The sequence below is a fragment of the Rhodococcus sp. P4_E4 genome (genome assembly GCF_056401575.1).
In genome coordinates this window covers 220,291-244,175 of record NZ_JBFUJB010000003.1, presented here as the reverse complement: position 1 = coordinate 244,175, position 23,885 = coordinate 220,291, and the positions used below count along the sequence as shown (strand labels likewise).

The following is a 23,885-nucleotide window of genomic DNA, read 5'->3' as shown; positions in this document are numbered from 1 at the left end:
GAGGACTCTCATGACCTCGTCAGTGCACGAAACGATCGCAGTGGATCTGGATTTGATCGACCTGTACAAAGACCTCCACGGCAACCCGGAACTTGGATTTCACGAGCATCGAACGTCCAGTCTGGTGGAAGGACATTTGACAGCACTGGGATTCGACACGACTACCGGCGTCGGGACAACCGGAGTCGTCGGAGTCCTGAAGAACGGAGCGGGCCCCACAGCGCTGCTGCGTGCGGACATGGACGCCCTCCCGGTTCGGGAAGAAACCGGATTGGACTACGCCAGCACCGTGACAACGACCGACGATCAGGGGAAGACCGTCTCGGTCAGCCACGCGTGCGGCCATGACCTGCATACGACCTGCTTACTCGGTGCAGCCCGGATCCTCTCGCAGGACACGACGACCTGGTCCGGCACTCTTGTCCTCGTCTTCCAACCGGCGGAGGAACTTGGCGCGGGTGCGCAAGCCATGGTCGACGACGGACTGTTCGAGCGATTCCCGAAGCCCGACATCGTTCTCGGCCAACACGTATCGCCGCTACCGGCAGGCACGATCGCCGGGCACGCCGGCCCCTCGTATGCGGGATCGGACTCACTTCGTGTGAGACTGGTCGGAAAGGGCGCCCACGGATCTATGCCGGAGAACTCGGTCGATCCCGTGGTCATGGCGGCCGAAACCGTGTTGCGTTTGCAAACTGTCATCTCACGCGAGGTCCCGAGTACTGCAACAGCTGTCCTCACCGTCGGCTCCATCCATGCTGGAGATGCCGCCAACGTCATTCCCGGCGAAGCAGAACTGCAACTCAACATCCGCAGCTACGACGCAGTTGTGCGTCAGCGCATCCTGGATAGCGTCGACCGCATCGTCCAGGGCGAAGCGGCCACCGCCGGCGCTCCCACCCCACCGATCATCACCGAGACGGAGCACTTTCCGATCGTCGTCAATGACCCGGCGGCGCTGGACAAGACACTTGATGCGTTTGCCGAATGGTTGGGGACGAACAAGATTCTCGATCCCGGCGCAGGAGCAGGTAGTGAAGACGTCGGCATTCTCGCGACCAGTGCCGGTGCGCCACTGTCGTACTGGTTGTTGGGCGGTACCGACCCTTCACTGTTCACGACAGGTGACATGACCGATCCGGCTTTGCGAACCGTGCCGTCGAACCACTCCCCGCACTACGCTCCCGTGATCGAGCCGACCCTGACCATCGGTGTGAACGCCTTGGTCGTCGCGGCCAGGACGTGGCTCCCAACTCCCTAGGGTGTTGCGGGTCCGCAATCGATCGACCGTCCACACGATCAAGGCTGCAAACGCGTAGGCGCCGCCGAGAATACTTGCAGCGCCCCACCCTGCCGCGTCGAAAACCATAGTGGTGGAAACCGCCCCAGCCGCGCTGCCCAACGAATAGAACACCATGTAACTACCGATGGTCCGCCCGGCCGATTCCGGTTCATCCGCGACGATCAGGTTCTGGCTCGAGACATGAACAGCCTGCACGGCGAAGTCCAACGCAACAACACCGACTACGACTAACACCAGCGAGTGCGTCGCCTGCGCGTTGAAAACCCAAGACAGCAAGAGAACGACCAACGACGCCCCGGTGACGCGTTGGGCTTTGCCTTGATCGGCCCAACGTCCGGCACCGATCGCGCCCAATGCTCCGACGCATCCGGCGATTCCGAAGAGCCCGATCTGTGTGGTCGACAATCGCCATGGCTCCTCGCTCAGTGGTAATGCCATACCGCTCCAGAGCGCACCGAAGGACGCGAACAGGAACAGGGTGATCAGAGCCCTCGTGCGAAATAGTCGGTTCGTAAGAGTCAATGTCACGACCGATCCCATGGCACGCGCATACGAACCCCGATCCGAGTGCGAACGAAGGTCTTTCGGCAGCATCGCCAACGCGAGCGCCGCGATGAGGACCGAAATCAAGGTGGATCCGGCGTAGACCGCCCGCCAGCCTGCCAGATCCGCAACTGCGCCGGCGACAGTTCGAGCGAGGATGATGCCGACAACAACGCCGCTGGTGATCACACCGATGTTTGCGCCGCGCTCATCTGGGTCGCTGATTGCCGCAGCGTAGGCGACTACGACTTGAACGACGACCGAGAACGTGCCTGCGACAGCCATCCCGATCAGCAGTTGCAGATTCGTGGTGGCAAGAGCAACAAGCATCGTTCCTGTTGCAGCAGAGACGATCTGGATTGCGATCAATTTTTTGCGATTCACGAGATCGCTCAGTGGCACCAACACGATCAACCCCACCACGTAACCCATTTGGGCGAGTGCGACTACGAAGCCGAGGCCGGCCGGAGGGATGGAAAGATCTGAACCGATTTGCCCGAGGAGCGGCTGTGCGTAGTAGATATTGGCTACCGAGACACCGCAGAGCACCGCGAGCAACAGGCGAAGTCCACGAGGCATTTTGAACTTGTCCCGTGTGTTCTCGACAGCATGACGTGCAGTCACTTCCACCTCAATTTGGTTGCGTTTTGATACCATTTGAAGACTATGTCAATACAGTTTCAAAACGCAACCAATGAGGAACCCGATGCCTGATCGCACGCAATGGACGGACCCGCACTGCCCGACGGCCCGAGCGGCCGACATCATCGGCGACAGATGGTCGCTGTTGATCGTGCGAGACGCCTTCGACGGATCGTCGAGATTCAGTCAGTTTCAGCGAAACCTGGGCATCGCAAAGAATATCTTGACGTACAGGCTGAAAACCCTTGTCGAGCAAGGAATTTTCGAAGTCCGGCCGAACGAGCAAGGTACCCGCAACGAGTACATCCTGACCGGACGCGGTATGGATCTGTTCATCGTGATCACGAGCCTGCGGCAATGGGGAGAGCGCCACGCCTTCGATGACGATGAGCCACACTCGATCTTGATCGACGACACCACGGGCGATCCGGTGCCCAGGCTTCGACTGATCAACGCACGGAATATCGACCTGGACCCGGCAAGTACACATGTGGAGAAGATCGAGGAAGGTTGACCCGCAACTCGCCAGATCGGTAGATGGGCGCACAGGATTCGAAGTTCGCGCATACTCCGATCATGACTGTCGATCTCGAGTTTTCCTGGCCGCAGTTTCTCTGGATTGCATTCATCTTCGTCGGCGTGCCCACAACTATCGGCGCGAGCATCATCTGGACAATCTGGCGTTCGGAACGAACTGGCGTGGAGCACTCCACGACCGCCCTCGACGCCGGGCGCACGGGATCGGGCCCACTCGGACTGTGGCGCACCGGCCTGTTGGCCTTTGCGCTGGGCCTTCTGTCTTGTGTGGGCTGGCTCAGCTGGTCAGCCGACTACAAAGGCGGATTCCGCGGCCCCGGCCTGCCTGCCCCGACGCAGTTTCCTCCCTGGCAGGTGTTTGCCTGCGGATTAACGGTGATCCTCGCGTGTTTCGTTTCCGCACATCGGTCGCGATGGATGAAGGCAGGCGGCCTGACTGCAGCTGCCGGCACGGCTGCGGGATTCACCACAGCATTCAGTATCGACGCCAGTACTGATGTCACCGGACAGGCAGGCGTGGGCGTCGCACTGTCCACGATCGGATGGGGCCTCACCCTTACCGCACTGATGCTTCTGCGCGGCAAGTGGTCGCGACGAGGATGAATCTATTGCTCAGTGCGGTTCACCCGCGGCGCGTTTCAGTGGCGCGGGCAGTGTCGTCGAGGTGGCAGTCGAATCTTGACGGAGGAATTGACGTGATGCCCAGGCGGATCAGTATCGCGAATAGTGCTGCATCTCCTCACGATCGGCAGCGCAGATGCACTTTCGATCGAGACCGCGGTCGGCTGTCACTGCGCAGAACCGAACGCCGAGCGGATCGTGGGATTCCATACTGTGCTGACACGCAGGGCAGATGGACGGCGTTTTCTGATCCGCGTCTGTCGACTCGGCTTGCCCTGGTGCATTCGACACATCGGACGGGTTCGACGCCATACAGGCGCTCCAGTTCTCGGCCGTTCGACCACAGACCGGGTTGGCGTCGAGGACGACATGGCTTGACCGCGCATATACGAATGACCCTCGACGTACCCCCACGCTACTCGCTTCGGCGCACCGGTTTGTACCAATTTCTGCCACGCGACAATCACCGTCGAGCAGGATAGAACTACAGCACGCACCATTTCCGTGCAGCGTTCGAATCCGTGCAGCATCCGAAGCGAAAGGGCTTCTTGTGAACACTTTCCAACGTGTATCCGCCGCCGTCAACGTAGTGGTCCAACCACTGATCGGCGCTCCGATCGTGGGCAAATTACTCGGCCGTTCAATGACCGTCATCACCTACGTCGGCCGCAAATCGGGACGTACCTTCAGCGCGCCCGTGTCCTACAAAAGAAAAGGCGACCATGTGACGATCGGAGTTGCCATGCCGGACAAGAAAAGCTGGTGGCGCAATTTCTATCCGGAACAAGGCCCCATCGTTCTCCAACTGGACGGTATCGATCGTCCTGGCGAAGCCCTCGCACATCGAAAAGGCAAGGGAGTTTACGTTTCGGTCGAACTCGCGCCTACGGACTGAAACGATCGAAACGGCACCGGCGCAATCACATTCACTTCACACTGATCGCCTAGCCGTACCTCGGTGATCCATATCTCGTCGCGATCGGGACCTTTGACTCTGTGCAATCGACACTCGGTCTCGCACCGTTCGACGCGGGTTTTTTGTCGACCGTTTGACGAACAACCCGTCCTTGCCAGTACATTACCGTCCGGTAACATCGATGGCAGGCGCGAGCTGGAAGAGGTGACCACCGTGACGATCGGCATCTATCTGGTCGACGACCACGAGATCGTCCGTCGTGGATTGGCAGACCTGTTGAATCAGGTATCGGGATTCAACGTTGTGGGCGAGGCGTCGTGTGTTCGCGAAGCTTCGGATGGAATACCCGAATGCCGACCCGACGTGGTCGTCATGGACGTCAGACTTCCCGACGGCAACGGTGTGGAACTGTGCCGGGAACTGGCGTCGACCTGTCCGGAAGCGGCCACGTTGATGCTCACGTCGTACTCCGACGACGACGCCCTACTCGACGCCCTGATCGCCGGCGCACGCGGATTCGTCCTCAAAAACATCCGCGGCCACGACCTGGTATCCGCGATCCGTACGGTCGCCACCGGCAAATCGCTGTTGAACACTCAGGCGGTGGTCGGTTTGGTCCGGCGCATCCGATCCGAGCAGGAGTCGGGTACTGCGGCAGCACTGTTGACCGATCAGGAACTGTTGATCTTCGAGTTGATCGGCAAGGGGCTGAGCAATCGAGAGATCAGCACGCACGCGGAACTCTCGGAGAAAACAGTCAAGAACTACGTCTCACGCATCCTCGAAAAACTGGGTCTCGAACGTCGAACTCAGGCTGCGGTTCTGGCGACAAAGCTTCGTGCGGGCACTGCTCACCCGGATCCTTCGGGCCAGGCGACCACTCACCTGCTGACGCCGTCCGGTTCACCATTCTCCGCCACTACAGGCACACACCATGCCAGGTAGCCGCGACGCGCTCATGCTCAGCCTTTTCGGCGACATCGCCGGAAGCGCAGAGCTGACTGCCCTCAACCCGACTGCAATTCCCAAACTGCTCAGTGCCGTATTGACTGTCGGGTCCACCCTCCAACTCGACGAAACGCTGCAACAGATTGTCGACGTCGCAAGACATGTGCTCGAAGCGGACTACGGTGCGCTCGGCGTGAAGTCTCCCGACGGCCGCTTGTCCCGCTTCATCCATTCCGGTTTGAATCAGGGGCAGGTTGCCAAGATCGGGCACCTTCCCGAAGGTCACGGACTGCTGGGCCTGGTCGTTCAAGAACCTTGTCCGGTTCGAACCGACCGAATCGCCTCACACCCGTCCTCGGCGGGGTTTCCAACCAATCACCCACCGATGGACACGTTTCTCGGTGTTCCGATCTTCGTCAGGGGCGAGGTGTTCGGCAGCATCTACCTCGCGGACAGCTCGGAACGGACTGCATTCGACGACCGCGACGAGGCCGTACTCCAGATTCTGGCAAACGCTGCGAGCATCGCCATCGACAATGCGCGTCTGTTCGAGGAATCCCAAACGCGGGAAGCGTGGCTCAAGGCCGTCGCCGCCGTAAACGCACGCCTGCTCAGTGGAGGATCTCGCGACGAGACACTGGCCGAACTGGTTCGCACGACTCGCCGTCTCACCGACGGCAATCTGGTGTGCATAGTTCGCTACGACCTCGGCGAAGGGCCGGGTGTTCACGTCGCAGAATCCCGGACTCGCGGGATGACCGTCTCGGACGGCACAGCTCTCGATCTTTCCGGCACCGTGATCGACGAAGCTGCCCGCAGCCGGCGAACGATTTCCGCCCCCAGTGCCAGCGCTGTTCCGGCACTGCATGTTTCCAGCGAGGAATCCGTCGTCGCACTCCCATTGTCGGGAACCTCGTTCGGCGGCGGCGTCCTCTTCGCATCACGCCGCAGCGATCGTCCGTGGGGCGTCGATGAGATCGAGCAGCTGACGGCAATGGCCGACATCGCCGCTGTCACTGTCGAATTCGCCGAACAGCAACGAAAAGAGCGACTGGTCGACGTCCTCGAAGATCGAGACCGAATCGCGCGTGATCTTCACGACCACGTCATTCAGCAGTTGTTCGCCACCGGATTGAGTTTGCAGGGGGCATTGCAACGTCCCGGCGACGAGGAAACCATTCGCACGGTGTTGGACAACTCCGTTGATCAACTCGATCGAACGGTCCGCGAAATCCGCACCGCAGTCTTCGACCTCCACACGAGCGAGATGTCGACTCCCACAAGCCTGCGACGCCGATTACTCGACGCCGTCAACGGTCTGTCCGGTCACTCGTCGATCACTCCCAGCGTCACTTTCGAGGGGACCATCGACAGTTCCGTCCCGGCTCGACTCGCCCCGCACGCCGAAGCCGTTGTGCGAGAAGGGTTGAGCAATGCTCTGCGGCACGCCCATGCCAACGCCATCGACGTCACCATCCGGGCAACGGAAGATCTTGTCATCAGCATCGTCGACGACGGTGTGGGAATCGACCAGGCAACCAGAATCCACGGTCTCGACAACCTGGCGACCCGCGCTCGTCAGTGCGGCGGCTCGAGCAACATCACCAGCGAGAACGGCGTCACCGAATTGGTGTGGCGAGTTCCGCTGAGCCCCAGGCGAAGTCCGTTGTCAATCCAGCACGGTTGAGCGTCAGAGCGGATCCAGTTGGGCCTTGAGCAGGCAGAACTCGTTACCTTCTGGATCGGCCAGGACATGCCATTGTTCCTGCCCCGTCTGGCCGATGTCGGCCGGCCGCGCACCAAGACCCAATAGGCGTTCCAGTTCGGCTTCCTGATCGCGGTCGGTGGCGTTGACGTCGATATGCAGGCGGGGCTTACCCTTCTCCGGTTCGTCTCTGCGACTGAGGATGATCGTCGGCTGCGGACCGCCGAACCCTTCGCGCGGGCCGATCTCCAGAGAACCGTCGTGCATTCGATCGAGCACGACGAAGTCCAGGACCTCGCACCAGAACCGCCCCAGAACCTCAGGATCCCGGCAACCGAGCACCAATTCACTGATACGACATGCCATGACAACTCGCTTTCCATCCGCAAGGACAATTGTCTTTCGACCGTACCGGACCACGTGATCTACGCCATGCCGCCCTGTCCGATCCTCGGGACCTTTTCCCCTCGTCCGAGATCGTGGCCGCCGCGATCATTGCGTTTATGTTCCACAGTCCCAAGAATTCTCGGTATTTCGTCACGTCGATGCGCACAGGCGGCCGTCGTGGTTGATCTCGCGCCCCGGCCGGTCGACGAGGTCGATATCCACGTCGGCGCAACTCCCCGGACCGCTCCGAAGGGTTCGAAACTGGTCGAGATCCTGAGGACCACCGATCACAAGATGATCGGGCTGATGTACATCGTGACATCGTTTGCCTTCTTCCTGATCGGCGGACTGATGGCGCTGCTCATGCGCATGGAATTGACTGTCCCGGGAATGCAATTCCTGTCAAACGAGCAGTACAACCAGTTGTTCACCATGCACGGCACGATCATGCTCTTGCTGTACGCGACCCCGGTCTTCTTCGGATTCGCCAACTACCTCATGCCGCTGCAGATCGGCTCGCCGGACGTGTGTTTCCCGCGGCTCAATGCGTTCAGCTACTGGTTGTATCTCTTCGGCGGCCTGATCGCCTCCGCCGGGTTCGTAACACCCGGTGGTGCAGCAGATTTCGGCTGGACCGCTTACGTGCCACTCACCAGCGAACTCCACTCCCCCGGTATGGGTGCCGACCTGTGGATCATCGGGCTTACTCTCGGCGGCGTCGGCACCATCCTCGGCGCAGTCAACATCGTTTCGACGATCGTCTGCCTACGGGCCCCCGGGATGACGATGTTCCGCATGCCGATCTTCACGTGGAATGCGCTGGTCGCCAGCATGCTGATCCTCCTCGTTTTTCCGCTGCTCGCTGCTGCCTTGATCGGGCTGTGGGTGGACCGGCACCTGGGAGCGCATTTGTTCGACCCCGCGACAGGTGGAGTCATGTTGTGGCAGCACCTGTTCTGGTTCTTCGGCCATCCCGAGGTCTACATTCTGGCGCTTCCGTTCTTTGGCATAGTCTCCGAGATCTTCCCTGTCTTCAGCCGCAAGCCGATCTTCGGATACACCGGATTGGTCTACGCAACACTGGGAATTGCAGCTCTGTCGATCGCTGTGTGGGCGCACCACATGTACGCAACCGGCGCCGTTCTCCTCCCCTACTTCTCGTTCATGACCTTCTTGATCGCAGTTCCCACCGGAGTCAAGTTCTTCAACTGGATCGGCACGATGTGGAAGGGGCAGTTGACTTTCGAATCGCCGATGCTGTTCTCCGTCGGCTTCCTGGTCACATTCCTGTTCGGCGGACTCTCCGGCGTAATTCTCGCAAGCCCGCCCCTGGACTTTCATGTCACCGACTCGTACTTTGTTGTCGCGCATTTCCACTACGTCCTCTTCGGAACAATCGCGTTCGCGACATACGCCGGAATCTATTTCTGGTTCCCGAAAATGACCGGCCGGATGTTGGACGAGAAGCTCGCCAAGATCCATTTCTGGTTGACTCTGATCGGCTTTCACGCGACATTTCTCGTCCAGCATTGGCTCGGCGCTCAGGGTATGCCTCGGCGGTACGCGGATTACCTGCCGTCTGACAATTTCACTCTTCTCAACACGATCTCGACCGTCGGCGCGTTTGTGCTCGGAGCCTCGACGATTCCGTTCATCTGGAACGTTTTCAAGAGCTATCGGTACGGCAGGATCGTGACGGTCGACGATCCCTGGGGATTCGGAAACTCACTCGAATGGGCGACGTCCTGCCCTCCACCACGACACAACTTCACCGAACTCCCCCGAATCCGCAGTGAGCGGCCTGCATTCGAACTGCACTACCCCCACATGGTCGAGAGGATGCGCGACGAGGCGCACGTCGGACTGCTTGGTCACAAGCCGGTTTCCACGGTAAGCACAGAGGTGAAACGACATGAATGACGGCACGAAGTATCGAGCTTGGGCAGAAAGTCAGCAGGTTGAACGCCGAGCGAAACCCGGCCATCTCCTGATGCCGTTGCTCGTCCTCATGTTCGCAGTCACGACGCTCGTGTGGTTGCCCCTGACAACTGCCGCTTGCTCGATAGTAGTTGCAGGATTGCTGTTCGGCATTGTCCTGCAAGCCAGTTCGCATTCAGCAGAACCTTCGACAGACATAACGCGAGGAGCTCGGAATGACCTCCCAACTTTCGACTGACGTCTTCACCTCGGAGTGGTCCGCAGACGGAGCGGTCGTCGTGTGCATCGATGGATCCCCGCTGCGCACCGACGTGATCACGTGGGCGGCCGAGTTCGCGCATCGCCACAGTCTCTGGATGCGAATAGTTTTCGTAGCTCCGAACACCGCAGATCCGAACACCGGCGATCCAAATACCTCGGCATCACCGACCGGCCTGTTCATGGAAGCCATTCAGATCGCAGAGTCGGTGTCGCCAGATCTTCGGATCCGGACCGATCTGATCTCCGGGGAGAACACCGCAATCCTCACCGCGTTGACGTCCGAGGCCGCCTTGATCGTCAACCCCTTGATCGTCACTCAACAGGACGATCTCACTGCACCCGCCCCGGCATGTTCATTCGCAACAGTCGGAACTTCGTGTGAAAGCCAGGCTACGGCTGATCTTCCCGTTGTCGTCGGTTTGGACGGAAGCGCCTACAGCGAAAGTGCTCTGGCCATTGCATTCAAGGAAGCCGAGGCGGCGAACACCGAACTGGTCGTCGTGCACGCCGCCCCGCCCGAGGCCGAGCTGAGTCGAAACTTCGAAGCCGGGCACGCGCCCCAGCATTCGACGCCGCTGACGTGGCAACTGTCAGGTTGGGCCACGCTCTACCCCGGCGTCACCATCCGACAGATCGAGTTCGACGGCCCCTCGGTTGCCATTCTGGAACAACTCTCCACCGAAGCAAGGCTTCTCGTCGTGGGCCGGCGCGGCCGAGGTTCGTTCGACGACACCGCTCTCGGCACCACGAGCAGTGCAATGATTCGAAAAGCTCACTGCCCGGTCATCGTTGCGAGCGAAGCCTGAATTGGATCCTCGCTCGGTCAGAAGCCGTAACTGTGGATGGGTGCGAGCTGACCGGCGTGGTGGGCTTCGATCACGAAACGCTCGTGGTCGACCAACTTCTCCGGGAGTTCGTCAACCGGCCACCACCGCAGATCTGCAGATTTCAACGGCTCCATCCGGCGTGGTTCACCCGACCACGTGCGGCATTCGTAGAAGAAGTCCACTCGATGATCCACCGGGTCGAACCCTTCCGCATGTCGGCGATGCAATACGGTGAGTGGCTTCAGTTCCGAGGAAAGCAGCTCCACGCCAAGTTCTTCCGCGGCCTCCCTGACAGCCGCATCGAGTGCCGACTCCCCCAGTTCGACGTGTCCCGCAGCAGCGTGAGCCCAGTATCCGTCCATGAAACCGGTGCCCTCACGCAACTGCAACAGCACCTCCGGCCGTTGCGCCGGGTTGCTTCGACGAAACATCACGTACACCGCTGGTACCAGCGCAAATTGATCCGCCCCGCGAGAACAAAGCTCGCGGGGCGCCGTCGGCTAATCTGCTGAATCAGTTGACGTCGAACCTGTCGAGGTCCATCACCTTGGTCCAGGCGGCAGCGAAGTCCTCGGCGAACTTCTGCTTCGCGTCTCCGCTGGCGTACACCTCGGAGAGTGCGCGCAGTTGCGAATTCGATCCGAAAACAAGGTCGACCGCAGTTGCCGTATACTTCGGATCTCCAGTCGCCCGATCAACCCCGTCGTAGACGTTCTCATCCGTCTTCGACGGCTTCCACTCGGTACCCATGTCGAGAAGGTTGACGAAGAAATCGTTGGTCAACGTCTCGGGACGGTCGGTGAACACCCCGTGGCCGGTCTTGCCGAAGTTCGCGTTCAGTGCGCGAAGTCCGCCGACCAGAACTGTCACCTCGGGCGGGGTCAGCGACAGCATGTACGCGCGGTCGACCAACAGAATCTCTGCCGGAATCTTCTCCCCTCCCTTGAGGTAGTTCCGGAATCCGTCGGCCCGGGGTTCGAGTACCTCGAACGAGTCGACGTCTGTCTGCTCCTGAGTCGCATCCGTACGTCCCGGCGTGAACGAGACCGTGATGTCTTGTCCGGCGTTCTTCGCAGCCTGCTCGACTGCCGCTGTACCACCCAGAACGATCAGGTCGGCAAGTGAAACCTTGGCTCCACCAGCCTGGTTGAATTCCTGCTGAACTCGCTCGATGGTCTGAAGCACCGCGGAGAGGGCTGCGGGCTCGTTGACTTCCCAGTTCTTCTGCGGCTCCAGGCGAATTCGAGCACCGTTGGCGCCGCCGCGCATGTCAGTGCTGCGGAAGCTCGCGGCCGACGCCCACGCGGTCGATACCAACTGTGAGACGGACAGCCCGGAATCGAGAAGTCGACTCTTGAGGATCGCGATGTCCGCGTCCCCGATCAGTTGATCATCGGCCGAGGGAACCGGGTCCTGCCACAACTGCGGTTCGGGAACCCACGGTCCAAGGTAGCGCGTGACCGGTCCCATGTCGCGATGCAGGAGCTTGTACCAAGCCTTGGCGAACTCTTCAGCGAATTCTTCGGGATGATCGAGCCAACGCCGTGTGATTTTCTCGTACGTCGGATCCAGGCGTAGGGAGAGGTCGGTGGTCAGCATCGTCGGAGTACGTCCGGCCGTCGAATCGAACGGATCCGGGATCGTGCCGGCCCCCGCGCCATCCTTCGGGATCCACTGCCACGCACCCGCCGGGCTCTTGGTCAGCTCCCAGTCGTATCCGTACAGAATCTCCAGGAAAGTGTTGTCCCACTTCGTCGGAGTGGGAGTCCACACGACCTCGAGACCACTGGTGATCGCGTCCTTACCCACGCCCGTACCGAAGGCGCTCTTCCAGCCCAGTCCCTGTTGCTCGACGGGTGCGCCTTCCGGTTCGGGTCCGACGAGGTCGGCCGGACCGGCACCGTGTGTCTTGCCGAAGGTGTGGCCGCCGGCGATCAGCGCGGCCGTTTCCACGTCGTTCATCGCCATGCGAGCGAAGGTTTCTCGGATGTCGCGGGCGGCCGCTACCGGGTCCGGTTGTCCGTTGGGTCCTTCGGGATTGACGTAGATCAGGCCCATCTGAACTGCGCCGAGCGGTCCGGACAGCTCACGGTCTCCGCTGTAGCGCTCGTCGCCGAGCCAGGTGTCCTCAGGACCCCAGTAGATCTCCTCGGGCTCCCAGATGTCTTCTCGGCCGAAGCCGAAGCCGAAGGTCTTGAACCCCATCGACTCCAGAGCGCAGTTGCCTGCGAACACCAGCAGGTCGGCCCAGGAAACCTGCTTTCCATACTTCTGCTTGACCGGCCAGAGCAGGCGACGTGCCTTGTCGAGGCTGGCGTTGTCCGGCCAACTGTTGAGCGGGGCGAAACGCTGAGCGCCTTGACCGCCACCGCCGCGGCCGTCTGCGATGCGATAGGTGCCGGCAGCATGCCAGCTCATACGCACGAAGAGTCCGCCGTAGTGTCCGTAGTCGGCCGGCCACCAATCCTGCGACGCCGTCATCAAGGCAATGACGTCGCGCTTGAGCGCCTCGACGTCGAGCTTGGCAAATTCCTGCGCATAATCGAAGTCGGCTCCCATCGGATTCGACTTGGACGAATGCGCATGCAAGACAGAGAGATCCGGCTGATTCGGCCACCAGTCCCGGTTGGTTCTCGGACGATTCCCGGTCGGTGTCGGAGACGGGATCGCGGGGTTTTCACTTTCGCTGGTGCTCGCGGTGTTTCCATCGTGAGCAACCGGGCAACTATCGGACACGGTAATCCCTCCATGAGCGAGTAGAACGGACTTCGATCACGGGTGTGATCGCAAACTCTGAGTTGTCGAACAGTCGGCACACAGGCCCCAGTAGATGACCTCGGCTTCATCGAGGACGAAGCCGTTGTGCGCCGACGGCGTCAAGCACGGTGCCTCTCCGACTGCACAGTCGACATCTGCAACGACCCCGCAGGACCGGCAGACGACGTGATGGTGGTTGTCACCGACGCGAGACTCGTACAGCGCCACCGATCCGGACGGTTGGATCCGCCTGATCAGCCCGGCGTCGGTGAGAGCGTGCAACACGTCGTAGACCGCCTGCCGCGACACCCCTGGCAGAACAGCCCGCACAGCATCGAAGACAGTCTCGGTGGCTGCGTGTGGGCGTGCATGCACAACCTCGAGCACCGTGACTCTGGGACGAGTCACGCGAAGCTCAGCGTTACGCAGTTGGGCTGCATAATCCGGCGTCGAAGGCACCTTTCCACTATTGCGCAATCTTCTGGACTGAACCCAGACTTTCGCGAAAATCCTCGCCTACGCGGATTTGCCGACCGATTCGTCAGCGCTCCGAACAGGACGAACGGGCCCGGGAATCATGGGAGATGAACTGGGGGTAGGTCTTGTTGCGCCAGTCGCAGTTCAGCGGCGGCGATGACGCCGGGGAAGTAGTAGTGCCCCTCCGGCGACTGAACAAGAGATGCAGCGTCGATACCGTCGACTTCCCATACGTCAACCGCGCCGCCGGTGTTGTTCATTCTGACAAACCAGTCCCGTTCGCCCTCGTCGCTGGCGAGGAAGCATCCCTCCTGCTCTGCTCGTAGACTTCCTGCGATTCCGCGAGCTGAGCCCATTCGGCGCCAGTCCAATCCATACCGCTGGATCGACGCACGGTTCAAGGCGGAGGTGACGTGGTAGCGGGTCGACATCGTCCAAAGGTAACAATCTTCCGTTTGTTCCAACTACGGTGAAGGGGAGAATCCGCCGAGGTCAGGAGTGATCGTGCCCAAATTGGAGATCAAGAGGAAGTCACAACTCTCACGGCAGGAAGTCGCCGACCGACTCATCGCCCTCGGCCAGGCCCTCGCCAGTGGATCGGAAGTGGAACTGGGGTCGGGTGGGGACTCGATCGAAATCAGTGTTCCGGAACAGGTTCGGTGGGAACTCGAGATCGAAGTCGACGGCAACGAGGTCGAGATAGAAATCGAGATTCACTGGCGCGACGACCCTCAGGAAGAATCAGAAGAGAAGTCTCCGCCGCCCACCAAAGCAGTTCGTCGCAGCCGACCGCGCAAGAGCACTGCCAAATAGGCCAACCCGGGTGCGGTTGTCAGGCAATTACGGAGACGCCGACACCTCGAGAGACACAACGCGCAGCAGTGCTCGGAGATCACTTTCGATCCGTCGAAACAGTTGATACACAACGATGAAGCCCGCGATCCCGCCCAGACACAGCGCACGGACGGTTGCGTTGAGTTCCTCCCCTGCCCCGGAACCGACAAAACTGAGTCCCGCGATTCCCACCAGTGGAACCGACGCCGCGACTGCGAGGTAACGCGTGCTGCTCCGACCCAACGAGCGAATATCGCGTCCGTCGTCGCTTCGTAACTCGCCGTGTGACAACAAGATCGGATACAGACATCGAACCGAGTAGTACGTCAGGATGAAGAACGGATACGCGACTGCGACGGCGCCGCACACTGCCAGCGACGACATCAGGTGCACGTATGCTCGTTGCGGAATACCTCCGGCGGCAATCTGCAACGCAACTGGATATGCGATACCGGCCAGGACCCACAGACCGAATGCGATCACCACCGCGCGGTGTCCGACGTTCAGCGTCGCGGTACGCGCTTTGTTCAAGACCTCCGCGTTGTACGTCTGACCGTGACGCAGTCCGTGAGGCACAGTGAGCGCAAGCCGGCACCAATACAGGATCGCCGCGGCACCGAGCGAGAACGCGGCCACCCCGATGACCAGATGAACCTGCTCGAGGTGCTGCTGAGCCTGCGGCGAGAGTCCCGAGATGATCAGCATCTTGTTGTAGTAGTAGTTGTAGCCCGCCGCCAGGAGATTCGGAATTCCGATCGCGGCCAGAAGAATCGGCAGTGCCCACTTCCACAACGTCGAACGCGGGCTCCCTTCCGGTGGGTCCACCAGGTTCCGGGCAGACCGGTCCAGACACAGTGCGAACTGACGGGCAAGCTTTCGTCCGCCAGACCACCTTCCGTCTCTCTCGGGCGAAAGAGACTTCACCAGTACTCGGCGCAGCGCCGGCGGGCAGTCGTCCGGTAACCGGGCCTCGGCCGCGGGATCCACTCCACGCCGGCGTGCCTCGAGCGCCTTCTTGGGCGACGGTGGGTTCTGCCCCGTGCCGTCGTCCGTGAAAGGCCTACTCCCGGTGAGGAGTTCCCACAGCATCACGCCGAGTGCATAGATGTCGCTACGGGTGTCGAGTTTGCCGGGAGACCCCACGGCACAGGCCTCCAACTGCTCTGGAGACATGTAGGCAAGCGAGCCTCCGACAAAGCAGGCAGCATCCTCGGTCGAAACCTCCTCGCTCGAACTGACGTTGAAATCGGCGAGTTTGGGAATGCCTTCGACACTGAGAAGTACGTTCGCCGGCTTGATGTCCCGATGTAGTACGCCGTGCTCACGCGCGTACTCGAGGGCGTCGGCCAGTCTCATTCCCATCCAGGCCACGGTCTCCGGCCACGACATCGCTGCGATCTCGTTACGTAAACTCGTCTCGCTCGGTTTCATCTCCCCCTTCTTCGCCAGGGTCTGATCGATGGCGTCGAGAAGTAGTTGTCCGGACCGCTGAGCCTGCGGTGTCACGCGGACAAGTTTGACCACGTCGAGCAAGGTCCCGCCTGGCACGTATTCCATGAACAGAACTCGCAGTGCGCGTTCCTCGAGCAGCCGTTGATCGAAGACACGAACGATGTTGGGATGGTCGAGTTGGGCGAGAGTCTGCGGCTCGACCCCGACGTTGCGCGAGATTTTCAACGCAACCCACCGCTGCATCGACAGTTGCCGTGCCAGGAACACTCGGGCGAATGCACCGTGCCCGAGTTCCAACACCAGTTCGAAATCATCGAGGCGCTGCCCGATCTCGAACTCGTCGAAACCCGAGAGCCCCAACATCATCACGTCTTCGCGGCCGGCCATCGAATCACGGTCGAACAACCGCTCGAAACCCTCTGCCTGCAAAGGGAACTCGCTGAGGTACTCGGCCGCTACGACATCCTCCCCGCCCTGCTTCCGCAGCCGGAACTCCTCGTACAGAAGCTCGGCCGGTAGTGGCTCTTCGAGCAATTCCGGGTACTCGGCGCAATACTCCGTGAGTCGTTTCGGACCGTCATTCTTCAGCCAGCGGTACTCCATGTCGATTCCGACCAGTTCGATCAGCGCGCCCCGACGAATCTTGGCTGGATCGGGCAGATATTCGCTCAGATCGGACGGGGTTCGTCCCGCCTCCCAGTCCCCGACCAGGCGCCCGAGACCGTCGGCATCGTTCGATTCGCCGCGCACTACCGGCAGTGCGGACAGGCGCAACTCGGTGACGGTGCCCCGTTCGGTCAGGGGCCCGCTCGCGACTGTCGCGTCACTGGCCTGCGCACCACGTTCATTCATGAGTTCTGCTCCGCACCTCGAGCACGATGAATCGAGGCGACTCATTTCAGCGTAACCCCGGCGGTACCTCTGACCCCAGCGAATCTATTCGGCGTGAACTGCCGACTTCGTGCCGATACGAACGAGTTCTTCGCGGTCACCGATCTTGACGCGTGGACGTCCGTGCTCGACACCGAGGTCCTTTTCGGCGGCATCGATACGAAGCCATCCTTCCCAATCGACGGGAAACAGATCGCCGGCCGCGAGGACCTCCTCGATCCGGCTGCGATCTGCTCGGCGCCCGCCGAACGAATCAAGTTGGCGCAGCATCGTTTCGACTGTTTGGCGGGCGTCTGGCCGCGCCGCACCGATCAGCCTCGCGGCACCGCGCTTCATCCAACCGGTCACGAACAAGCCCGCGATCGGTAGACCGCTCTCGTCGACCACCGCGCCGCTCCGGTGCGAAACTATGCCGCGCCCGTGATCGAAGGGCACCCCGGCAAGTGGCGTGCCGAGGAATCCGATTGCCCGGTACACAGCTTGAACCGGATAGTCGGTACAGACACCCGAAGCGGTGACGTGACCGTAGCCGTCGGGGTCAGTCCGCTCGACGCGGAGTGCCTCGACTTTCCCGTTACCGAGAATCTCCACGGGCTGTCGGTAGAAGTGCAGGTGAACTCGACGCTGGGCAGTTCGGTCGGCAGGTGCAGTGTCCGCGAAACTACGGAGTGTCTCGACTGCCAGTCGGGTGTGCACCAACTGTTTTGTCATCCGCTCGATATGCCGGTCCGGCGCGACATCGGCAGCATCGACGACAACATCTACGCCGGGTAGTTCACCGAGAGCGCGCAACTCGTTCGGGGAGAATCGAGCGTCGGCGGGTCCGCGCCGGACAAAGATGTGTACTTCACGAACGCGACTGCCGGCGATCCCTTCCCGAACTTCGTCGGAGACGTCCGTGGCCTGCAGCGATTGCGCCTCGGCGAGGAGCATCCGCGTGACATCGAGCGCGACATTGCCGCCGCCGATCACTGCCACCGACTCGGCGTGCAGGGGCCAATGTTGGGGGGCGTCGGGGTGATCGTTGTACCAACCGACAAAATCGGCGGCCCCGAATGAACCGGGAAGCTCGACGCCTGGAATGTCGAGTAGTGCATCCCGCGGCGCACCGGTTGCAATGATCACCGCGTCGTAGGAAGAACGTAGGTCCTCGACGGAAAGGTCCTTTCCGATCTCTACGTTGCAGAACAGCCGGAAGTCACTGGCGACCAGCACGGTGTGTAGAGAATCGACGAACTTTTCGGACTCGGCGTGCCCTGGGGCGAGACCGTAGCGCACGAGTCCGTACGGCGTCGGTAGACGCTCGAACATGTCTATCTTGGTGCCAGGAGCCAGTTCAGCGAGAGCGCCGGCAGCGTGGATTCCCGCCGGCCCTGCTCCGACGATCGCGACCCTGAGCGGTGGTGAGAAAATCCGGGGCGCCGCCGGCGGGGATACCGCTGAACCTCTAGCGTTGATCATGCCCCGAGGCTAGGACCTCAACTGCGCTGGAGATCAAGTCCGCTTTTCAGTAACCCGCTTTTCAGTAACCCGCTTTTCAGTAACCCGCTTTTCAGTAACCCTGCTCGGCCGGCTTGTGCTCGGTTGTGTAGCGGTAGAAGTCCGCCAGTTGGAGTTCACCGGCCGCTGCCTCGTCGACGACGACTGTCACGTGCGGATGCAACTGAAGTACCGATGCCGGGCAGAACGCCGACACCGGACCTTCAATCGCAGCCCGGACCGCGGGGGCTTTGCGCGCCCCCTCCGCAATCAGCACAAGATGCTTTGCATCACTGATGGTTCCGAGACCCTGCGTGATCACGTGATGCGGCACATCGGCTGGGTCTGCGAAGAACCGCGCGTTGTCGGCGCGGGTCCTTTCGGTCAAGGTCTTCACTCGGGTACGCGATGTGAGTGAGGAGGACGGCTCGTTGAAGCCGATGTGCCCGTTGAGACCGATGCCGAGAATCTGCACGTCGATGGGACCGTTGTCGACGATGGCAGCGTCGTAACGCCGTGCAGCTTCACTGGGATCCGCGGCTCCCCCGTCGGGGCTGAACACTCGCGCATTGTCGATGTCGAGGTGATCGACGAGTTCCGTGCGGATGGTGTGCGCGTAGGACTGCGGCTGATCGGGCGTGAGACCTACGTACTCGTCGAGAAGATACGCGCTCATCGCCGCGAACGACACTCCCGATTCTCGATGCCGCTTGATCAGCTCCCGATACGTGTGCAGCGGTGACGATCCCGTCGCGAGGCCGAGCGTCCGCGCTCCGTTTTCGATTGCGCCGCAAACGATGTCGGCAGCGATTCGCCCGCCGTCTTCCGGACTGGGAACTATGACGATTTCCATTCAGGCTTCCTCTCTGCTCTTGCCGGCTCCGACGATGGCCTCGCGTACGGAACCCGAAGCGCGATCCAACAATTCGGTTGCTTCGGCGAAGTCGCATTCGGCCAACAACATGACGACCGCTGCCTTCACATGACCGTCGGCATTCTCGATGGTCTCCGAAGCGATCTCGGTATCCACTCCGGTGGCTGCCGCGACGATCCGGTTTGCACGATCGACCAGTTTGGCGTTGGTAGGCCGAAGGTCGACCATCAGGTTGTGAAACGCCTTGCCGGAACGGACCATGCTTGCCGTCGAAAGCATGTTGCACACCATCTTCTGTGCAGTCCCGGCCTTGAGCCTCGTCGATCCGGTGAGGATCTCGGGGCCGGTCTCCACTTCGATGGCCACTCCGGCGTGCGAACTCATTGCCGCATTTCGGTTGCACGAGACTGCCACTGTTGCGGCGCCGAGTGCGCGGGCATGGTCGAGTCCCCCGATGACATAGGGAGTACGACCACTCGCCGCCAGACCCACCACGACGTCCGTGGCGTTCAACGAGATTGCGTCGAGGTCGGCCCCAGCCGCTCGCGGATCGTCCTCTGCTCCCTCGACGGCGTTCAGAAACGCTCCCGGGCCACCGGCGATGATTCCGATCACCTCGCCTGGATCGGTCCCGAAAGTCGGAGGGCATTCCACCGCGTCGAGCACTCCCAGACGCCCACTGGTCCCAGCTCCCAGGTAGATCAGCCGACCACCTTGTGCCCGAGCGGTGACGATCGAATCGACTGCGGCTTCGATGGCCGGTAACACCGCCGCGACCGCGTCGGCCACGATTGCGTCCTGCTGGTTCATCACCGTCAGCAGATCCGACACCGACATGACGTCGAGATCGCGGGTGAGAGGGTTCGGTCTCTCGGTAGACAGCATGTCCAATTGCATTGTGGCGAGTCCTCCTCGATCAAATTTCACTACGACGACTCCTCGTCAGTAATCACAGCGACGACTCCTCGTCAGTGACGCTTCGAAGCAATGGCATCATGACTTCGTTGCAGCGCAGACAGGGCGCTCGGCAGCGAGTGCGCGACCATCGCAAAAATTGTGTCGACTACCAACAGCTGGCCGGTGCGGCTTGCCATTGCTGCCGACCGGAAACCGAATTCTCTACCGGCAGTGAGTAGAACGTGGTGTGACTGCACAGCGAGCGTCGACCGCGCCCCGCCGGTGATCGCGGCCGTCGACGCCCCGGTACGACGGGCAAGGGCAAGCGGTTCGACCACATCAGAAGTCTCGCCGGAATGCGAGATTCCCACTGCTATGTCGTCCGGCCCGAGCAAACTGGCGCTGACCATCGCCGCGTCTCGGTCGAGATGAACCCGGCAGTTGACGTCGATCCGCGAGAGCTTCAACGTGAGGTCTTGCGCGACGATGCCTGACGCGCCGATGCCGTACACCTCGACCCGGCGGGCGGATCGGATCCGCGACACCACTTCTTCGAGTGCAACAGGGTCAGTCAATTGTGCTGTGCCCTTAAGTTGTTCGGATTCGAACTCTGCGAGTTTGGCCATGACTTCACTGGCAGAGTCGGCGGCAACGATGTCCACACCGAGTGGAATCGAATCACTTGACGCGGAACCGCTGATGGCCGCCAATGCCAGACGAAGCTGGGGATACCCCTCGAAACCGAGCCTTTTGGCTGTGCGGACCACTGTCGCCGTGCTTGTCGACGCTCGTTCGGCAAGATCGTTGACCGTCAGTGTGGACGCCAGGCTGGGGTCGGCTTCGATGATTTCGGCGATCCGCAGCTCGGCAGGTGAGAGGCTGCTCAGTGATGCGCGAATACGAGCAAGCAGGTCGACGGACGCCGGAGCACTCCGGTCCAAAGTCATAACGCCTCGATTCGCATCGTTTTCGGAGCTGACGGCACCGATGTGATTCTAGGCAGCCCACGGCTTCCTGGCGTCAAAGATCCGAGCACACTGGCGTGACGCGCACCGGTGCACGACGCAATACTGCCGGGCAATCCGTGTGCGGTGAGGAAGCCGAGAACCGCGAAAGCCAATGCTTCCTTGATGTCGGAGGTGACTCCGAGTTCGTCCGAAGAGACAAGCGCGATGTCGCCCAGTTCGTCACGGAGCATCGCCATCAACGTCGGATTCTTGGTGCCACCACCTGACACCACCACTTCGGTGGCCGCGAGTGCTTTGACGGAATCGGCGACGGTCCGGGCCGTAAGTGCAGTCAGAGTCGCGACGATGTCTGCCAGAGACAACGACTCGTAGCCCCGCAGAGCGGCGAGCAGATAGTCCCGATGAAACAATTCTTTGCCCGTGCTCTTGGGAGCGGGCTGCGTGTAATACGGTTCGCTCAGTAGATGTGCGAGCAGATCGACGTTCGGCGTGCCGGCTGCACCCAGAGCGCCACCGAGGTCGAACCACTGCTCCCCCGCAGTGAATTCGCTTACCGCCGCGTCGATCAGCGCATTTGCCGGGCCGGTGTCGAAGGCAATCGGTACTGCGGGACCATCTGCCGTCGTACCGCCGCCACCCGGAGCAGTGACGTTCGCGATGCCACCGAGATTGAGCGCGACGGAACCCGAAGTTCTTCCGTTGAGCCACAATACGTCGAACGCGCTGACCAATGGTGCACCCTGTCCACCCGTCGCCACGTCGCGAGAGCGCAGGTCCGACACGACGGTGCATCCGGTCTTCTCGGCTATCCAGGCCGGCTGCCCGAGTTGGAGAGTGCCCTTTACTTGCGCTCCTTCGACCCAGTGGAACATCGTCTGCCCATGTGAGGAGATCAATTCCGCACTGCCGCCACACAGTTCCGCGTTCGCCCGCGCAGCCACGGCCGCGAATGCCTGCCCGATCTCGGTGTCGAGTTGGCAGATCTGACCGACAGTGGTGGACGCAGGCGGTACCGCAGCGGCCACCGCTGCCCGCAACTCACCGGAATATGGTTCGCTGACCATTCCCAGTGGGGTCAGCACAAGAGTGTCCCCGTCGATCCGGATATCTGCTGCGGCAGCATCGATAGCGTCGTACGAAGTACCGGACATCAGGCCGATGACTCTCATGAAATTTCCCTTACTCGGATCGTTTCGGCATTCGGGCAAGCTGCGGTCAGTCGACGAGTGCCCGCTTGTGGGCATTTCCTCGCAAGGTACTCAAAGCGATCGCGCTGACGGCGCACGTTGCCATCACGAAGTAGGCCGGAATATCGAGATTGGAAGTTTCCTTGATCAGCCATGTGATTATCAGACCGGCGCAGCCCGAAAAGACCGCGTTGGACAGGGAGTATGCGAGTCCTAATCCGGTGTACCGGACCGAGGTGGGGAACATCTCGGAGAGCATGGCGGGTCCGGGTCCGGCGACAAGTCCCACTGCGGCGCCGGCGGCAAACACTGCAAATCCCTTGGCGGTCAGAGACGTCTGCTCATTCTGCAGGACGTTGAGCAGCGGCAACGCAAGGACCAAGATCAAAACGGTGCCGGTGAGCATGACCGCGCGTCTCCCGATGCGATCACTGAGCCCGCCCGCGAGCGGAATCGTCACCGCGAAGCCGGCATTGGCAAGTACCGAAGCAACCAGTGCCTGATGGAATGTCGCGTTGAGTGAACTCTGAAGATAAGTCGGCATCACGACGAGGAACGTGTAACCCGCCGCAGACCAGCCCATCAACCGACCGATGCCGAGCAGGATCGCCCTGGCGGTCTCGCCGACGGTCGGCTGCGCTACCGGCGTCGCCGCATCAACTGTCGGTTCGGACTGGACTGCGCGGGCACGCTCGAACGACGGCGTTTCTTCGAGTCGGAGCCTGAGCCACAGGGCAACCAGGCCCATCGGAAGTGCAAGGAGGAACGGGATGCGCCAGCCCCAGTCGTTGAGCTGACCGGAGTCGAGAACTGTCGCGAGGAGCGCCGCGATTCCGGCACCGGCGAGCAATCCGAGCGCGACCGTGAACGACTGCCACGACCCGTACAGTCCGCGTCGTCCCGGGGGCGCAAACTCGGTCATCACCGACACCGCGCCGCCGAACTCGCCTCCGGCCGACAGTCCCTGGAGGATCCGAAGAACCGTCAAGAGCAGCGGTGCCAGAATTCCGACGCTCTCGTAGGTGGGGAGCACACCGATCAGGGTCGTCGCACCCGACATCAGCAGAAGAACGATCACCAAGGTGGGGCGTCGGCCGATGCGGTCACCGAGTCGGCCGAACAGCGCGGCCCCCACTGGGCGGAAGAAGAAGGCCAGCGCAAACGACGCGTAGGTCTTGATCAGGCTTTCGAGGTCGCCGGAGCCGTCGGCGCTGAAGAAGTTCGACGCGATGATCGTCGCGAAGAACCCGTACACACCGAACTCGTACCACTCGATGAAATTTCCGACGGAGCCGGCGACGAGCGCCCTGCGCCGTTTGAGCTGCGCACCATCGTTCCGTGTCTGCACTGTGATGCCCATGCCGTCCTCCGTTGACGAAACCCGAATATGCAACAAAGTTTCATCTGAACGGAGTAGAAATGTCAAGAAGTTTCACAATTG

22 protein-coding genes and 1 pseudogene are annotated in these 23,885 nt (G+C 61.1%); 9 read left to right on the top strand and 14 right to left on the bottom strand.

Translation table 11 applies throughout. The features are described from left to right. Positions 1-10 precede the first annotated feature (10 nt). Positions 11-1,261 (top strand): amidohydrolase, encoded by a 1,251-nt coding sequence (locus AC1DVN_RS05555; RefSeq protein WP_092764893.1) that lies wholly within the window; start codon positions 11-13, stop codon positions 1,259-1,261. 180 nt (positions 1,262-1,441) lie between these two features. On the opposite strand, the pseudogene AC1DVN_RS05550 reads toward AC1DVN_RS05555, so the two are convergent. Further along, positions 1,442-2,425 (bottom strand): annotated as a pseudogene (locus AC1DVN_RS05550) (MFS transporter); the annotation flags it as partial. A 127-nt stretch (positions 2,426-2,552) separates the two neighbouring features. Between AC1DVN_RS05550 and AC1DVN_RS05545 the strand changes: the two are divergent. Together AC1DVN_RS05545 and AC1DVN_RS05540 are read left to right on the top strand one after the other, a co-directional pair. Further along, positions 2,553-3,002 (top strand): winged helix-turn-helix transcriptional regulator, encoded by a 450-nt coding sequence (locus AC1DVN_RS05545; protein WP_092765000.1) that lies wholly within the window; start codon positions 2,553-2,555, stop codon positions 3,000-3,002. 23 nt (positions 3,003-3,025) lie between these two features. After that, on the top strand, positions 3,026-3,628 hold the full coding sequence (locus AC1DVN_RS05540; RefSeq protein ID WP_020906513.1) for a hypothetical protein: 603 nt from the start codon (positions 3,026-3,028) through the stop codon (positions 3,626-3,628). Positions 3,629-3,736: 108 nt separating this feature from the next. Here the strand turns inward: AC1DVN_RS05540 and AC1DVN_RS05535 are convergent, their stop codons facing one another. After that, complete coding sequence (locus tag AC1DVN_RS05535) at positions 3,737-3,958, bottom strand: RGCVC family protein (RefSeq protein WP_019747515.1); 222 nt, start codon at positions 3,956-3,958, stop codon at positions 3,737-3,739. A 238-nt stretch (positions 3,959-4,196) separates the two neighbouring features. Between AC1DVN_RS05535 and AC1DVN_RS05530 the strand changes: the two genes are divergently transcribed. The 3 genes from AC1DVN_RS05530 to AC1DVN_RS05520 all read left to right on the top strand — a co-directional run bounded on the left by AC1DVN_RS05530 (position 4,197) and on the right by AC1DVN_RS05520 (position 7,197). After that, the gene (locus AC1DVN_RS05530; RefSeq protein WP_019747516.1) at positions 4,197-4,541 is read left to right on the top strand and encodes a PNPOx family protein; all 345 of its coding nucleotides are present in this window, start codon (positions 4,197-4,199) and stop codon (positions 4,539-4,541) included. Positions 4,542-4,775: 234 nt separating this feature from the next. Continuing rightward, a complete protein-coding gene (locus AC1DVN_RS05525; RefSeq protein WP_037120143.1) occupies positions 4,776-5,507 on the top strand; it encodes a response regulator transcription factor in 732 nt (243 codons plus the stop codon). Then, complete coding sequence (locus AC1DVN_RS05520) at positions 5,497-7,197, top strand: sensor histidine kinase (RefSeq protein ID WP_029254652.1); 1,701 nt, start codon at positions 5,497-5,499, stop codon at positions 7,195-7,197. The genes AC1DVN_RS05525 and AC1DVN_RS05520 overlap by 11 nt, the downstream gene beginning before the upstream one ends. A 3-nt stretch (positions 7,198-7,200) precedes the next feature. Here the strand turns inward: AC1DVN_RS05520 and AC1DVN_RS05515 are convergent, their stop codons facing one another. After that, complete coding sequence (locus tag AC1DVN_RS05515) at positions 7,201-7,581, bottom strand: VOC family protein (protein ID WP_020906510.1); 381 nt, start codon at positions 7,579-7,581, stop codon at positions 7,201-7,203. Positions 7,582-7,779: 198 nt separating this feature from the next. On the opposite strand from AC1DVN_RS05515, the gene ctaD reads away from it, so the two are divergent. Continuing rightward, on the top strand, positions 7,780-9,522 hold the full coding sequence (gene ctaD, locus AC1DVN_RS05510) for an aa3-type cytochrome oxidase subunit I (RefSeq protein WP_020906509.1): 1,743 nt from the start codon (positions 7,780-7,782) through the stop codon (positions 9,520-9,522). Positions 9,523-9,755: 233 nt separating this feature from the next. Further along, positions 9,756-10,607, top strand: coding sequence for a universal stress protein (locus AC1DVN_RS05505; protein ID WP_142005990.1), 852 nt, complete (start codon positions 9,756-9,758; stop codon positions 10,605-10,607). A 17-nt stretch (positions 10,608-10,624) separates the two neighbouring features. Here the strand turns inward: AC1DVN_RS05505 and AC1DVN_RS05500 are convergent, their stop codons facing one another. The 4 genes from AC1DVN_RS05500 to AC1DVN_RS05485 form a co-directional block, all read right to left on the bottom strand. Then, positions 10,625-11,062: an NUDIX domain-containing protein gene (locus AC1DVN_RS05500; protein WP_477993624.1), complete on the bottom strand. Its 438-nt coding sequence runs from the start codon at positions 11,060-11,062 to the stop codon at positions 10,625-10,627. Between the two features lie 79 nt (positions 11,063-11,141). Further along, on the bottom strand, positions 11,142-13,364 hold the full coding sequence (gene katG, locus AC1DVN_RS05495; RefSeq protein WP_378666042.1) for a catalase/peroxidase HPI: 2,223 nt from the start codon (positions 13,362-13,364) through the stop codon (positions 11,142-11,144). 36 nt (positions 13,365-13,400) lie between these two features. Next, positions 13,401-13,844, bottom strand: coding sequence for a Fur family transcriptional regulator (locus AC1DVN_RS05490; RefSeq protein ID WP_020906505.1), 444 nt, complete (start codon positions 13,842-13,844; stop codon positions 13,401-13,403). Positions 13,845-13,960: 116 nt separating this feature from the next. Beyond that, on the bottom strand, positions 13,961-14,293 hold the full coding sequence (locus tag AC1DVN_RS05485; protein WP_037119238.1) for a hypothetical protein: 333 nt from the start codon (positions 14,291-14,293) through the stop codon (positions 13,961-13,963). A 73-nt stretch (positions 14,294-14,366) separates the two neighbouring features. On the opposite strand from AC1DVN_RS05485, the gene AC1DVN_RS05480 reads away from it, so the two are divergent. Next, positions 14,367-14,675: an amphi-Trp domain-containing protein gene (locus AC1DVN_RS05480; protein ID WP_024487387.1), complete on the top strand. Its 309-nt coding sequence runs from the start codon at positions 14,367-14,369 to the stop codon at positions 14,673-14,675. A 27-nt stretch (positions 14,676-14,702) separates the two neighbouring features. Here AC1DVN_RS05480 and AC1DVN_RS05475 read toward each other — a convergent pair whose 3' ends face one another. The 7 genes from AC1DVN_RS05475 to AC1DVN_RS05445 form a co-directional block, all read right to left on the bottom strand. Beyond that, positions 14,703-17,000 (bottom strand): serine/threonine-protein kinase, encoded by a 2,298-nt coding sequence (locus tag AC1DVN_RS05475; protein WP_153211322.1) that lies wholly within the window; start codon positions 16,998-17,000, stop codon positions 14,703-14,705. 84 nt (positions 17,001-17,084) lie between these two features. Then, positions 17,085-18,500, bottom strand: a complete 1,416-nt coding sequence (locus AC1DVN_RS05470; protein WP_477993610.1) for an FAD-dependent oxidoreductase — start codon at positions 18,498-18,500, stop codon at positions 17,085-17,087. A 91-nt stretch (positions 18,501-18,591) separates the two neighbouring features. Continuing rightward, positions 18,592-19,371 (bottom strand): glucosamine-6-phosphate deaminase, encoded by a 780-nt coding sequence (gene nagB / locus AC1DVN_RS05465; RefSeq protein ID WP_020968669.1) that lies wholly within the window; start codon positions 19,369-19,371, stop codon positions 18,592-18,594. Then, entirely contained in the window at positions 19,372-20,289 is a 918-nt protein-coding gene (gene murQ, locus AC1DVN_RS05460) for an N-acetylmuramic acid 6-phosphate etherase (RefSeq protein ID WP_020968668.1), read from the bottom strand. A gap of 71 nt (positions 20,290-20,360) precedes the next feature. Beyond that, positions 20,361-21,236 (bottom strand): MurR/RpiR family transcriptional regulator, encoded by an 876-nt coding sequence (locus tag AC1DVN_RS05455; RefSeq protein WP_042950990.1) that lies wholly within the window; start codon positions 21,234-21,236, stop codon positions 20,361-20,363. After that, positions 21,233-22,426 carry an anhydro-N-acetylmuramic acid kinase gene (locus AC1DVN_RS05450; RefSeq protein WP_020906499.1) on the bottom strand — a complete coding sequence of 398 codons (1,194 nt, stop codon included), beginning with the start codon at positions 22,424-22,426 and terminating at the stop codon, positions 21,233-21,235. Before AC1DVN_RS05450 ends, AC1DVN_RS05455 begins: the two co-directional genes overlap by 4 nt. Before the next feature lie 46 nt (positions 22,427-22,472). Then, the gene (locus tag AC1DVN_RS05445) at positions 22,473-23,804 is read right to left on the bottom strand and encodes an MFS transporter (protein ID WP_029254645.1); all 1,332 of its coding nucleotides are present in this window, start codon (positions 23,802-23,804) and stop codon (positions 22,473-22,475) included. Positions 23,805-23,885 lie beyond the last annotated feature (81 nt).

Coding starts and splice junctions, on each gene's coding strand:
- AC1DVN_RS05545 (WP_092765000.1), top strand. CDS start 2,553: ATGCCTGATCGCACGCAATGGACGGACCCGCACTGCCCGACGGCCCGA.
- AC1DVN_RS05475 (WP_153211322.1), bottom strand. CDS start 17,000: ATGAATGAACGTGGTGCGCAGGCCAGTGACGCGACAGTCGCGAGCGGG.
- AC1DVN_RS05470 (WP_477993610.1), bottom strand. CDS start 18,500: ATGATCAACGCTAGAGGTTCAGCGGTATCCCCGCCGGCGGCGCCCCGG.
- AC1DVN_RS05540 (WP_020906513.1), top strand. CDS start 3,026: ATGGGCGCACAGGATTCGAAGTTCGCGCATACTCCGATCATGACTGTC.
- murQ (WP_020968668.1), bottom strand. CDS start 20,289: ATGCAATTGGACATGCTGTCTACCGAGAGACCGAACCCTCTCACCCGC.
- AC1DVN_RS05450 (WP_020906499.1), bottom strand. CDS start 22,426: ATGAGAGTCATCGGCCTGATGTCCGGTACTTCGTACGACGCTATCGAT.
- AC1DVN_RS05535 (WP_019747515.1), bottom strand. CDS start 3,958: ATGGCGTCGAACCCGTCCGATGTGTCGAATGCACCAGGGCAAGCCGAG.
- AC1DVN_RS05515 (WP_020906510.1), bottom strand. CDS start 7,581: ATGGCATGTCGTATCAGTGAATTGGTGCTCGGTTGCCGGGATCCTGAG.
- nagB (WP_020968669.1), bottom strand. CDS start 19,371: ATGGAAATCGTCATAGTTCCCAGTCCGGAAGACGGCGGGCGAATCGCT.
- AC1DVN_RS05505 (WP_142005990.1), top strand. CDS start 9,756: ATGACCTCCCAACTTTCGACTGACGTCTTCACCTCGGAGTGGTCCGCA.
- AC1DVN_RS05455 (WP_042950990.1), bottom strand. CDS start 21,236: ATGACTTTGGACCGGAGTGCTCCGGCGTCCGTCGACCTGCTTGCTCGT.
- AC1DVN_RS05520 (WP_029254652.1), top strand. CDS start 5,497: ATGCCAGGTAGCCGCGACGCGCTCATGCTCAGCCTTTTCGGCGACATC.
- AC1DVN_RS05555 (WP_092764893.1), top strand. CDS start 11: ATGACCTCGTCAGTGCACGAAACGATCGCAGTGGATCTGGATTTGATC.
- AC1DVN_RS05445 (WP_029254645.1), bottom strand. CDS start 23,804: ATGGGCATCACAGTGCAGACACGGAACGATGGTGCGCAGCTCAAACGG.
- AC1DVN_RS05485 (WP_037119238.1), bottom strand. CDS start 14,293: ATGTCGACCCGCTACCACGTCACCTCCGCCTTGAACCGTGCGTCGATC.